General features: G+C 69.9%; 10 protein-coding genes. 5 read left to right on the forward strand and 5 right to left on the reverse strand.

Features of this window, described 5'->3' with window-relative positions; translation table 11 throughout:
- Positions 1-184 precede the first annotated feature (184 nt).
- Positions 185-937 (forward strand): XRE family transcriptional regulator, encoded by a 753-nt coding sequence (locus ABT116_RS32870; RefSeq protein WP_351641243.1) that lies wholly within the window; start codon positions 185-187, stop codon positions 935-937.
- 26 nt (positions 938-963) lie between these two features.
- On the opposite strand, the gene ABT116_RS32875 is transcribed toward ABT116_RS32870, so the two are convergent.
- Positions 964-1,989, reverse strand: a complete 1,026-nt coding sequence (locus ABT116_RS32875; RefSeq protein WP_351641245.1) for an ATP-dependent 6-phosphofructokinase — start codon at positions 1,987-1,989, stop codon at positions 964-966.
- Between the two features lie 221 nt (positions 1,990-2,210).
- Between ABT116_RS32875 and pta the strand changes: the two genes are divergently transcribed.
- From pta to pyk, 3 genes are all read left to right on the forward strand, one after another.
- Positions 2,211-4,313, forward strand: a complete 2,103-nt coding sequence (gene pta, locus ABT116_RS32880; RefSeq protein WP_351641247.1) for a phosphate acetyltransferase — start codon at positions 2,211-2,213, stop codon at positions 4,311-4,313.
- Positions 4,310-5,524: an acetate kinase gene (locus ABT116_RS32885; protein ID WP_351641249.1), complete on the forward strand. Its 1,215-nt coding sequence runs from the start codon at positions 4,310-4,312 to the stop codon at positions 5,522-5,524. The genes pta and ABT116_RS32885 overlap by 4 nt, the downstream gene beginning before the upstream one ends.
- Before the next feature lie 74 nt (positions 5,525-5,598).
- The gene (gene pyk / locus ABT116_RS32890) at positions 5,599-7,026 is read left to right on the forward strand and encodes a pyruvate kinase (RefSeq protein ID WP_351641251.1); all 1,428 of its coding nucleotides are present in this window, start codon (positions 5,599-5,601) and stop codon (positions 7,024-7,026) included.
- 99 nt (positions 7,027-7,125) lie between these two features.
- On the opposite strand, the gene ABT116_RS32895 is transcribed toward pyk, so the two are convergent.
- The 4 genes from ABT116_RS32895 to ABT116_RS32910 form a co-directional block, all read right to left on the reverse strand.
- On the reverse strand, positions 7,126-8,466 hold the full coding sequence (locus ABT116_RS32895; RefSeq protein ID WP_502983979.1) for a hypothetical protein: 1,341 nt from the start codon (positions 8,464-8,466) through the stop codon (positions 7,126-7,128).
- Positions 8,456-9,040, reverse strand: a complete 585-nt coding sequence (locus ABT116_RS32900; protein ID WP_351641254.1) for a DUF6114 domain-containing protein — start codon at positions 9,038-9,040, stop codon at positions 8,456-8,458. Before ABT116_RS32900 ends, ABT116_RS32895 begins: the two co-directional genes overlap by 11 nt.
- A 179-nt stretch (positions 9,041-9,219) precedes the next feature.
- Positions 9,220-9,861 carry a DUF6230 family protein gene (locus tag ABT116_RS32905; protein ID WP_351641256.1) on the reverse strand — a complete coding sequence of 214 codons (642 nt, stop codon included), beginning with the start codon at positions 9,859-9,861 and terminating at the stop codon, positions 9,220-9,222.
- A 621-nt stretch (positions 9,862-10,482) separates the two neighbouring features.
- Positions 10,483-11,457 carry a tetratricopeptide repeat protein gene (locus ABT116_RS32910; protein ID WP_351641258.1) on the reverse strand — a complete coding sequence of 325 codons (975 nt, stop codon included), beginning with the start codon at positions 11,455-11,457 and terminating at the stop codon, positions 10,483-10,485.
- 236 nt (positions 11,458-11,693) lie between these two features.
- Here ABT116_RS32910 and ABT116_RS32915 point away from each other — a divergent pair.
- Positions 11,694-12,152 (forward strand): TetR/AcrR family transcriptional regulator (locus ABT116_RS32915; protein ID WP_351641260.1); only part of this gene is annotated, 459 nt, incomplete at its 3' end.

Here is a 12,152-nt window from a genome sequence, read left to right on the forward strand (position 1 = left end):
AGTCACTGCCTTTCCGGGTCCGTGATCATCGAGCCCCGGCGCCATCCTCGCCGCGCCCGCACCCCCGCCGACAGACGATCTTCAGCCCCCGTCGAACCCGTCGGTAGCCGTAGCTTCCTACAATCCGTGATCCTGGCCGAACAGACCGTAGTCAGCCCCTCCCGGCCGCCCTAGCTTGTGGGCCGTGCGCCGACCTTCAGCCCGACCGAACCGCCCGTCTCCCTCTCCCCCCGCGCAGGCCGTCCCCGCCACCCGGCCGTTCAACGCCCCGGCCGCCCGCCGGCTGCGCGCGGCCCTCGGCATGGCACCCGAGCACGTCGCCCACGGCATGCGCGTCTCGTACGGACATCCCCACATCACCCCGGACCACGTGATGTCCTGGGAACGCGGGGCCACCGCCCCGACCGACTCAGAACTCACCGCGCTCGCGGGCGTGCTGTGGTGCTCGCCCGCCGAACTGATCGGCAGACCGCGCACCCTGCGCGAACACCGCATCGCCCGCTGCCTCGCCCCGGAGGACGTGGCCCGGGCCGTGGGGCACGACGTACACGCGTACCTGCGCATGGAGGAGACCGACGGCTGGCGCGGCACGGAACGCCAGGCCGCCGCCCTCGCCGGTCTGCTCGGGCTCGCGCTGCCCGACCTCGTGACCGTGACGGGCCGCAACGCCCGACTGGGCGACCTGCTGCGCAGCGCCGCGACCACCCGCTGGCAGGCCTACGTCCGCCCGGTGGCCAAACTCGTGCCCCTGGACCGGCGGTTCCTGGAGCGCGCACTGCAGGGCCTGCACGAGGACTACCAGGGCCACATGGCCACCACCCTGAGCTGGGGCGGTGGCAGCGGTGACGCGGGCGGCGCCGGCCGGGACTTCCTCGACCGGATCGTGGAGCACTTCTGGACGAAGCTCCAGGAGGACACCGGCCCGGAGGCCGGCTAGAAGAACGACTGCCGGAAAACCGGCTGCTAGAAGACCGACTCGGCCTCGTCCATCCGGTCCTTCGGCACCGTCTTCAGCTCGGTCACGGCCTCGGCGAGCGGAACCATCACGATGTCCGTCCCGCGCAGGGCGGTCATCCGGCCGAACCGGCCCTGGTGCGCCGCCTCCACCGCGTGCCAGCCGAACCGCGTGGCGAGCACCCGGTCGTAGGCGGTCGGCACACCACCGCGCTGGACGTGGCCGAGGATGACCGGCTTGGCCTCCTTGCCGAGGCGCCGCTCCAGCTCGTGCGCGAGGGCGGTGCCGATGCCCTGGAAGCGCTCGTGGCCGAACTTGTCTATGGCGCCCTTGTTGTAGTCCATGGAACCCTCGGCGGGGTGCGCGCCCTCGGCGACGCAGACCACCGCGAACTTCTTGCCGCGGGCGAAGCGCTCCTCGACCATCTTCACGAGGTCGGCCGGGTCGAACGGCCGCTCCGGCAGGCAGATGCCGTGCGCACCGGCCGCCATGCCGGACTCCAGGGCGATCCAGCCGGCGTGCCGGCCCATGACCTCCACCACCATCACCCGCTGGTGGGACTCGGCGGTGGTCTTCAGCCGGTCCATCGCCTCGGTGGCGACGCCCACCGCGGTGTCGAAGCCGAAGGTGCGGTCCGTGGAGGAGATGTCGTTGTCGATCGTCTTCGGGACGCCCACGACGGGCAGGCCCGCGTCGCTCAACATGCGCGCGGCCGTCAGCGTGCCCTCGCCGCCGATCGGGATCAGCGCGTCGATGCCGAACTGGTGGATCATGTCGGAGGCGTTCTCACAGGCCTCCCGGAGCCGGTCGCGCTCCAGCCGGGACGAGCCGAGGATGGTGCCGCCGCGGGCGAGGATGCCGCTGACGGACTCCAGGTCGAGGTTGCGGAAGCGGCCGTCGAGCAGGCCCGCGTAGCCGTCCTCGAAGCCGATGACCTCGTCGCCGTAGTTGTCGACCGCCCGGTGCACGACCGACCGGATCACGGCGTTCAGGCCGGGGCAGTCGCCGCCTGCGGTGAGAACTCCGATACGCATCGTGCTGTGTCTCCTGCTCGCTGTTGACACCGGTGAGCCACTGCCGATTGTTTCACGCTCCACAGCCCGGTGCGGCACCCCGTCCTGACGGGCGCCTTATCCAGCGGCAGAGGTATTGTCAAGATGGTCCTGCTCACCTCGGTGGGCGATTTTTGTGCCCCGTGGCTGGAAAGCCGTGGGTGTGAGGCCTCCCCCCACTCGAGACGAAACGGAGAGCGCGCGTGACCCGCAGCGTGTACGTGACCGGCATCGACCGCGGCGACGGACGCCAGGTCGTCGAACTGGGGGTCATGGAGCTCCTCACCCGGCAGGTCGACCGGGTCGGCGTGTTCCGCCCCCTGGTCCACGACGGGCCCGACCGCCTCTTCGAGCTGCTGCGTGCCCGCTACCGGCTCACCCAGGACCCGGCGACCGTCTACGGCATGGACTACCACGAGGCGTCCGCCCTGCAGGCCGAGGCCGGCACGGACGAGCTGGTGTCCACGCTCGTCGACCGCTTCCACCTGGTCGCCCGGGACTACGACGTCGTCCTGGTCCTCGGCACCGACTACGCCGGCACCCAGCTCCCCGACGAGCTGTCGCTCAACGCCCGGCTGGCGAACGAGTTCGGCGCGTCCGTGATCCCGGTCGTCGGCGGCCGCAAGCAGACCGTCGAGTCCGTGCTCGCCGAGACGCGCAACGCCTACCGCGCCTACGACACCCTGGGCTGCGACGTGCTGGCCATGGTCACCAACCGGGTGGCCCGCGAGGACCGTGACGAGATCGCCGGCCAGCTCGACTCCCGGCTGCCCGTGCCCTGTTACGTGCTGCCCGACGAGCCCGCGCTGTCCGCGCCGACCGTCTCGCAGATCGGCCACGCCCTGGGCGCCAAGGTGGTGCTCGGCGACGACTCGGGACTCGCGCGGGACGTGCTGGGCTTCGTCTTCGGCGGTGCGATGCTGCCGAACTTCCTGAGCGCCCTGACCCCGGGCTGCCTCGTCGTCACCCCGGGCGACCGCAGCGACCTGGTCGTCGGCTCGCTCGCCGCGCACAGCGCCGGCACCCCGCCGATAGCGGGTGTGCTGCTCACCCTGGACGAGGTGCCCGGCGACCACATCCTCACCCTCGCCGACCGCCTCGCCCCCGGCACCCCGGTGCTGTCGGTGGCGGGCACCAGCTTCCCCACCGCCGAGCAGCTGTTCTCCCTGGAGGGCAAGCTGAACGCGGCCACCCCGCGCAAGGCCGAGCGGGCCCTCGGCCTGTTCGAGCGGTACGCCGACACCGCCGACCTCGCCCACCGGGTCTCCGCGCCGAGCAGCGACCGGGTCACCCCGATGATGTTCGAGCACAAGCTGCTGGAGCAGGCCCGCTCCGACCTGCGCCGGGTCGTCCTGCCCGAGGGCACCGAGGAGCGGGTGCTGCACGCCGCCGAGGTGCTGCTGCGCCGGGGCGTGTGCGAACTGACGCTGCTCGGCCCGGTCGACCAGATCCGCAAGAAGGCCGCCGATCTCGGCATCGACCTCGGCGAGTCCCAGCTGATCGACCCGGCGACCTCCGAGCTGCGGGACACCTTCGCCGAGCAGTACGCGGCCCTGCGCGCCCACCGCGGCGTCACCGTGGAGCTGGCGTACGACGTCGTCTCCGACGTGAACTACTTCGGCACGCTGATGGTCCAGGAGGGCCTCGCCGACGGCATGGTGTCGGGCTCGGTGCACTCCACGGCCGCGACCATCCGCCCGGCGTTCGAGATCATCAAGACCAAGCCGGACGCCGACATCGTCTCGTCCGTGTTCTTCATGTGCCTGGCCGACAAGGTCCTCGTCTACGGCGACTGCGCGGTCAACCCGGACCCGGACGCCCAGCAGCTCGCGGACATCGCCATCCAGTCGGCCACCACGGCCGAGCAGTTCGGCGTGGAGCCGCGGATCGCGATGCTGTCGTACTCCACCGGCACCTCCGGCTCCGGCGCCGACGTCGACAAGGTGCGCGAGGCCACCGAGCTGGTCCGCTCGCGCCGCCCCGACCTGAAGATCGAGGGCCCGATCCAGTACGACGCCGCCGTGGAGCCGTCGGTCGCGGCGACCAAGCTGCCCGGATCCGAGGTCGCCGGGCAGGCGAGCGTGCTGATCTTCCCCGATCTGAACACCGGCAACAACACCTACAAGGCCGTGCAGCGCTCGGCCGGCGCGATCGCCGTCGGCCCGGTGCTCCAGGGTCTGCGCAAGCCGGTCAACGACCTGTCCCGGGGCGCCCTGGTCCAGGACATCGTCAACACGGTCGCCATCACGGCGATCCAGGCCCAGTCCCCCGCCCCGTCCCCGAGCGAGAAGGCAACCGCCCAGTGAGCCCCACCCGTGTCCTCGTCCTCAACTCCGGCTCCTCGTCGGTGAAGTACCAGCTGCTCGACATGCGCGACAGCAGCCGGCTGGCGGTGGGCCTGGTCGAGCGCATCGGCGAGCAGACCTCCCGTCTGAAGCACACCCCGTCCGGCGGCGAGAGCCGGGAGCGCGGCGGGGCGATCGCCGACCACGACGCAGCGCTGAAGGCGGTCGCCGAGGAGCTCGCGAAGGACGGCCTCGGCCTGGACTCGCCCGAACTGGCCGCGATCGGGCACCGGGTGGTGCACGGCGGCAAGACCTTCACCGAGCCGACCGTCGTCGACGACGCGGTGCTCGCCGAGATCGAGCGGCTCATCCCGGTGGCGCCACTGCACAACCCGGCCAACCTCACCGGCATCCGCACGGCCCGGGCGCTGCGGCCCGACCTGCCGCAGGTCGCCGTGTTCGACACGGCGTTCCACACGACGATGCCGGAGTCGGCGGCCCGCTACGCGATCGACGTGAAGACCGCCGACGAACACCGCATCCGCCGCTACGGCTTCCACGGCACCTCCCACGCCTACGTCTCCCGGGCCACGGCCGAGCTGCTGGGCAAGGACCCGTCCGAGACGAACGTGATCGTGCTGCACCTGGGCAACGGGGCGTCCGCCTCGGCCGTGCGGGGCGGACGCTGTGTGGACACCTCCATGGGGCTGACGCCTTTGGAGGGGCTCGTGATGGGTACGCGCTCCGGAGACATGGACCCGGCCGTCATCTTCCATTTGATGCGTGTTGGTGGAATGTCCGCCGACGAGATCGACACTCTTCTCAACAAGAAGAGCGGTCTGATCGGTCTGTGCGGCGACAACGACATGCGGGAGATCCGCCGTCGCGTCGACGAGGGCGACGAGCAGGCGGAGCTGGCGTTCGACATCTACATTCACCGCCTGAAGAAGTACATCGGCGCCTATTACGCCGTGCTCGGGCGGGTGGACGCGGTCGCCTTCACCGCCGGTGTCGGCGAGAACGCGGCCCCCGTGCGGGCGGCCGCTCTGGCGGGCCTGGAGGAGCTGGGCCTGGCGGTGGACGGCGAGCGCAACGCCGTGCGCGGCGACGAGGCACGGCTGATCTCGCCCGAGGGCGCCCGGGTCGCGGTGGCGGTGGTACCTACTGACGAGGAATTGGAGATCGCGACACAGACCTACGCGCTGGTAATTGGTTCGGGGAATCACACCTGAGCGGCAACCCGCCCTTTTGTATTTTCCGCCAGACGGAATATTCCGCCGGGAAACAAACCGATAGGATCGCACCCATGCGCCGTTCGAAAATCGTCTGTACTCTCGGCCCCGCGGTCGACTCCCACGATCAGCTTGTCGCGTTGATCGAAGCCGGCATGAACGTGGCCCGCTTCAACTTCAGCCACGGCTCGCACGCCGAGCACCAGGGCCGGTACGACCGGGTCCGTGCCGCCGCCAAGGAGACCGGCCGGGCCATCGGGGTCCTCGCCGACCTCCAGGGCCCGAAGATCCGTCTGGAGACCTTCGCCGAGGGTCCCGTGGAGCTGGTGCGCGGTGACGAGTTCACCATCACCACCGAGGACGTCCCGGGCGACAAGACGATCTGCGGGACGACCTACAAGGGTCTGCCCGGCGATGTCACCAAGGGCGACCAGGTCCTCATCAACGACGGCAACGTCGAGCTGAAGGTCACCGAGGTCGAGGGCCCGCGGGTGAAGACGATCGTCATCGAGGGCGGCGTCATCTCCGACCACAAGGGCATCAACCTGCCCGGTGCGGCCGTCAACGTGCCCGCCCTGTCCGAGAAGGACATCGAGGACCTCCGCTTCGCCCTCCGGATGGGCTGCGACCTGGTCGCGCTGTCCTTCGTCCGCGACGCCAAGGACGTCCAGGACGTGCACCGCGTCATGGACGAGGAGGGCCGCCGCGTCCCGGTCATCGCCAAGGTGGAGAAGCCGCAGGCGGTGCAGAACATGGAGGACGTCGTGATGGCGTTCGACGGTGTGATGGTCGCCCGCGGTGACCTGGCCGTCGAGTACCCGCTCGAGAAGGTCCCGATGGTGCAGAAGCGGCTCATCGAGCTGTGCCGCCGCAACGCCAAGCCGGTGATCGTGGCGACCCAGATGATGGAGTCGATGATCACCAACTCGCGTCCGACCCGCGCCGAGGCCTCCGACGTGGCCAACGCGATCCTGGACGGCGCCGACGCGGTCATGCTGTCCGCCGAGTCGAGCGTGGGCGCGTACCCGATCGAGACGGTCAAGACGATGTCGAAGATCGTCACCGCGGCCGAGCAGGAGCTGATGTCCAAGGGCCTGCAGCCGCTGGTCCCGGGCAAGAAGCCGCGCACCCAGGGCGGTTCGGTGGCCCGTGCGGCCTGCGAGATCGCCGACTTCCTCGGCGGCCGGGGCCTGGTGGCCTTCACGCAGTCCGGCGACACGGCCCGCCGCCTGTCCCGCTACCGGGCGCAGCAGCCGATCATCGCCTTCACCACCGACGAGGGCACCCGCAACCAGATGGCGCTGAGCTGGGGCGTGGAGCCGTACGTGGTGCCGTTCGTGAACAGCACCGACGAGATGGTCGACCTGGTGGAGCAGGAGCTGGTCAAGCTCAACCGCTTCAACGACGGCGACATCGTGGTCATCACGGCCGGTTCGCCCCCCGGCGTGCCCGGCACCACCAACATGGTGCGGGTCCACCACCTGGGCGAGGCCAAGGGCTGATCCGCGAAGGGCCGTGAGGGCCCGTACAAGCCCCCGAGGGCGCCCCCTGGGATCCAGGGGGCGCCCTCGTTTCGGGAGCGGCTCCGAGAGAAGTTCGGATCAGTCGGTCACATACTGATGCAGCCCCGGCACGGTCAGCGTGCCGCCGAACTGGCCTGCCTGGGTGACCTTCACGTTGGTGAAGTAGATCTCCGGGAGGTTCAGGGGCGGCGGGTGCTCGGGGTCGAACGTGAGCGGGACCAGCCCGAGCAGGTTGCCCGAGATCTTCTCCGTGTACATCACCGTCTTGCCGTCGGTGATCGTGGACGTCGACCCCTTGGCCGCCTGGACGTGGTGGGTCTTGCCCGACTGCTTGTCCTTGACGAGCTGGTGCAGGTCCCCGATCTCGGTGCCGCCGGAGATGACGAACTTCAGGACCTTCTTGGTCGCGCCGCTCGCGGTCTTCACCTCCACGATGCCCTGGTAGTCGGCGCCGTGCAGCTTCAGGGAGCTGGCCTCCAGCCGCCAGGGCTCGTCGGGGACGAGAAGCTCGTTGTCCACCCCGCCCTCGGCGTCCGTGGCGGCCGGGCAGTCCTCGGGGTCCACGGAGGGGCTCGCGGACGGGCTGGGGGAGGCGGTGGCCTTCCCTGCCGCGCCCTCGGCCTTCTCGGCCGCCTTCTCGGCTGCCTTTTCGGCGGCGTCGGTCGTGTCCCCGGCCTCCTTCGACGCCGCGTCCTTGACGGTGTCGGTCGTCTTCTTGACGGCGTCGGACGCGTCGTTCTCGCTCGTGTCCGAGGACTTCTCGGTGTCCTCGGCCTTGCTCGTGTCCCCGGAGGGCGAGGCGGACGCGGAGGGCGTCGGGCTCGGGCTCTCGGTGGACTTGCCGCCCTTGAAGATGCCGCCGATCGCCTCGCCGATGTCCTCGAGGATGTTGCCGCCGCTCTCGGACGGGGACGGGCTGGGCGTCGCCTCGCCTTCTTCGCCCGACGTGCCCTCGGATGCCGAAGGGCTCGGGGTGGGCTCGGTCTTGTCGCCCTCGTCGTCGGAACCTGAATCCGACGAAGAGGACGAGCCGTCCTTGTCCGCACCCGCGTCCGAGCCGGCGGACGCAGAGGGAGTCGGCTCGGCCGTGCCCTTGTCCTCGTCGCCCGCGGCCTCGCTCTCGCTCGCCGAGGGCGACGGGGAGGCGCCGTCCTTGTCCTTCTCCATCGCCGCGATGCAGTCCTTGTACTCGTCGGCCGTCAGGCTGTTGGAGGTCGACGGCTGCTCGTCGGCGAGGGCGAGCGTCGGGGTGAATCCCATGCCCATGAGGACCGCGGTGGGCATCGCCGCCATGGCTATCGCCTTGCCGGCGGGCATCTGGAAGCGGTTGAAGAGCGGCTTCTTGGGAGCCGCGTGACGTGGCCCCGTTCTCGCCTTCGCCTGGGCGGCGGGAGAACCGTCGCGGTAGTCAGCCGACACGGTACCCCCCGTTGTGGGCCTCGGGCCGGACGCCCTCCGCGGTGCCGTCGTCGCCGGTCCCGTACGGGGGGTGCGTCCCGCCCGCCTCACCGGCCGGGCCCTCGGGAGAGGGCTCCACGGCTCCTTCTCCCTTCGGTCCCTTGCCGGCCGCCCGACGCCCCTTCCTCGTGTCCTCCGACTTGCCCGGCACCCAGGCGACGGCGAGAGCGCCGCCGAGCATGGCCAGCAGGAAACCGATGAGGAAGCCTCCGATGTTGGAGACCACCAGCGACACCAGGGCGAGGATGATCGCCGCGACACCGGCGAAGAGACGCGTCGCCTGCTGGAACCACATGGTCAGACCCAGTGTGACCAGCAGGACCCCGATGATGAGGGAGCCGGCACCCGCGGTGGTCGCCATGGTGAGCGACATGGTCCCCAACTTGAGGGTGGCGTAGGGGAAGTAGGCGATCGGCACCCCGCCGAGGATGGTGAACAGGCCTGCCCAGAACGGCCGGGTGCCCCGCCAGTCACGGAATCGCCGACGCAACCGGGCGAAAGTCCCGGCGCTCTGGACCGGAGTCTCGGCACTCATGGAAAACAGCTCCCTCGGTCCGATGGAGGTACGTACCGGCTCGGCCGCAGGCGTGGAAGCCGGAAAGTCTGAGTCTGTGTGGTGGCCCGGCGCGGGGCCGGGCCCGGGGCGGGGAAGCAACGGCTTCCCCGCCCCTCAGGGGCAGTTCAGCAGCCCCTGTGCCCGTGGGCCGGAGGCCGTCAGAAGCACTCCATCTTCTTGTCCGTGCCGAGCTTCATCGACAGGCCGCTGAGCTTGAAGGTGCCCGCCGTGGTCGCCCACGCCGTCTGCTCGACGCCGGTGAGGTCCGCCGACTTCGCCTGCTGGGCGAAACCGCCCGGCAGCACGCTCTCGCCCTGCTTCACGTCGGGGCCGCGGCTCTTGTCCTTGACCGCGACGCCGATGTCGATGTCCTCGAACGTCGCATCGGCGTCGAGCTGGGCGACGTCGATGTAGAGGTTCTCGGCCCTGACCGGCTTGTCAGGGTTGTTCCCCGCCTCGAGACGGAGATAGATCGTGCCTATGCCAGGGATCGGCGTCGCGACCGACTGGCACATCTTGGTGATCGTCGCGGTGTCGAACGACGAGATCGCGACGGGAACCTTCGTCTTCTTCTCACCCGTGGGCGAGGTGTAGACGTTGTCGATTCCGCCGTACTGAGCGAAACCCTCACCGTGCAGGTGAGCGGCCTTCACCTTGAACTGCTGGCCGGAGACGCTGAACGACGCGGCCAGCGCACCCTGCGCGAGTCCTACACCCACACATGCCGCAGCGGCAACGCTGGGCACCATGACCACAGCGAACCGCTTCCATCTGGTCCCGCCACGCACCTGGGACTCCATATTTCCTCCTTCTCGGACGTACATCTCCTGTCCTGGCTCGCCCCGATTGGCGGCTCAGCCGGGCAGGGATGGGAGAAGTGCTACGTCCTCGGGAAGGAGAGCGCCTGCACTCGGCGGCGCAACTGCGCCCGAAGCACCGGCGATCACCCCCGAGCGACAACCACTGGTCGCGCCTGACACGCATCACGCACAACCCTGCTGGACAGGCTTCGCCGGAAGGGCGAAGACCCCCCTGTCCAAGAGCCGGCGCCACTGCCGCCGGCTCTGCTCGGTGGGGACCCAGGTTGTCCCGCGACCCAACCGGCTGCCGGGGTACGGGAATGGACCGAGCGTGGCCGATCGTGGTGCATTCTCGTCGCCCGCACAAGGGGGTTCGTTACTCGCTAGTAACGGCCGGATAACCGAACAACGACCCATCGGTCTCGGCCGACGACACAGGGTGTTGCCGAACGCCGGTACAAAGCTGTTGATCGCTGGACAGAATCCGACAGATCAACGCCCGCAACTTACTCGTAGTAACAGCGGCCGCGATTACCAAGATTTGGTAAAGCGCGGCCGCAGTGACCTGCTGTCGGCAAACTTTTCACGCGGGCACCACATGCCCGCGTGTTTAACGACTGGTCAGAACAGGGCGCGCGCCAGGGCCCTGCGCGCCGCGATCACGCGGGGATCGTCGGGCCCGACGACCTCGAACAGCTCCAGCAGCCGCACCCGCACGGTGTCCCGGTCGTCACCCACCGTGCGCTGCACGGTCTCGATGAGCCGGCCGAACGCGTCCTCGACGTGGCCGCCCACCAGATCCAGATCGGCGGCGGCGATCTGCGCCTGCACATCGGCCGGCTTGTCGGCCGCGTCCCGGCGCACCTGCTGCGGGTCGACGCCCTGCACCCGCTGGAGCAACTCGGCCTGGGCGAGGCCCAGCTTGGCCTCCTCGTTGGCCGGGTCCTCGTTCAGTACGTTCTTGTACGCCTGGACGGCTCCGGACAGATCGCCCGAGTCGAGCGCCTGCACCGCGGCTTCGAGGAGCCCGTCGTGCGGGCCGGCCGGCCGCTCGGGAGCCGCCGGGGCACCGCCCGGCTGGGCCTCGGGGTCGACGGTGAGACCGGTCAGGCCGAAGCGCTGCTCGCCGACCTGCACCAGCTGGTCGAGCGTCTGCCGGATCTGTGCCTCGCCCGCCGCTCCCTGGAAGAGCGGCAGCGCCTGTCCCGCGACGACCGCGAACACCGCGGGGATTCCCTGGATGCCGAACTGCTGCATCAGCATCTGGTTGGCGTCGACGTCGACCTTGGCGAGCAGGAAGCGGCCGTTGTACTCGACGGCCAGCCGCTCCAGGACCGGGCTGAGCTGCTTGCAGGGCTCACACCACTCGGCCCAGAAGTCGATGACGACGGGCACCTCGGCGGAACGCTGCAGGACGTCCCTCTCGAACCCCGCCTCATCGACGTCGATGACGAGATCGGCCGGGGAGATCGCCCCCGTCCCGCCCTCCCGGGCTGATTGCGCGCGCGCCTGCTCCGCCTTCGCCTTGGCCTCCTGGGCCGCCTTCACCGCGGCGAGGTCGACGACTCCGCTCATGGACATGTTCCGTGGCTGCATGCGTCTATCCTCCCCCGTACTGCGCGCGCGTGTGAAAAACGGTGTGAAAGCAAGGCCGGTCCGTGCCGTTCGGCGCCGGGTCCCCACCCCACGCCGGGTGTACCGAGGCCCGTGTACGTCCCTCACGGGCTTTCGCTACGAGTCGTAGCGTAATGCCACACCGCGCCGCCGGGACACCGCCCCCCGGTGATCTCCCTCACGGCGCCCCGTGGGAACCGCCGGTTTATGGTCGGAAGATGCAGAGCCGCAGCCCAGCCAGCCGCACCGGGCGTCCGCGCAGCGCCACGGCGGACGCCGCGATCCTGGCCGCGACGCGCGAGGCGCTCGTGGAACTGGGCTGGTCCAAGCTCACCCTCGGAGACGTCGCGACGCGCGCCGGGGTTGCGAAAACCACGCTCTACCGCCGCTGGGCGGGCAAGAACGAACTGGTCGTCGACGCGGTCGCGGAACTCTTCGACGCGCTGGAACTCCCCGACCGCGGCTCCCTGGCCGCCGACATCGAGGGTGTGGTCCTGCAGTTCGCCTCGATCCTGGCTCTTCCGGAGGCGAGGAGCGGCCTGATGGCGGTGGTGGCGGAGGCCACCCGCGACGAGGCGCTGCGGAGCGCTCCCACCAGTGATGTGTTGAAGAGTCCCCGGTCGCGGCGGGGGTGTCAAGGGACCGGACAGGGAGAGATGCGTTCAGTTATCGGGCTG

It is taken from the genome of Streptomyces sp. NPDC002130, assembly GCF_040296465.1.
Taxonomy (GTDB): Bacteria; Actinomycetota; Actinomycetes; order Streptomycetales; family Streptomycetaceae; genus Streptomyces.

Excerpts from the sequence above, each read along its gene's own strand:
- ABT116_RS32910 (WP_351641258.1), bottom strand. The coding sequence starts at position 11,457 with ATGCAGCCACGGAACATGTCCATGAGCGGAGTCGTCGACCTCGCCGCG.
- ABT116_RS32900 (WP_351641254.1), bottom strand. The coding sequence starts at position 9,040 with ATGAGTGCCGAGACTCCGGTCCAGAGCGCCGGGACTTTCGCCCGGTTG.
- ABT116_RS32875 (WP_351641245.1), bottom strand. The coding sequence starts at position 1,989 with ATGCGTATCGGAGTTCTCACCGCAGGCGGCGACTGCCCCGGCCTGAAC.
- ABT116_RS32905 (WP_351641256.1), bottom strand. The coding sequence starts at position 9,861 with ATGGAGTCCCAGGTGCGTGGCGGGACCAGATGGAAGCGGTTCGCTGTG.
- pyk (WP_351641251.1), top strand. The coding sequence starts at position 5,599 with ATGCGCCGTTCGAAAATCGTCTGTACTCTCGGCCCCGCGGTCGACTCC.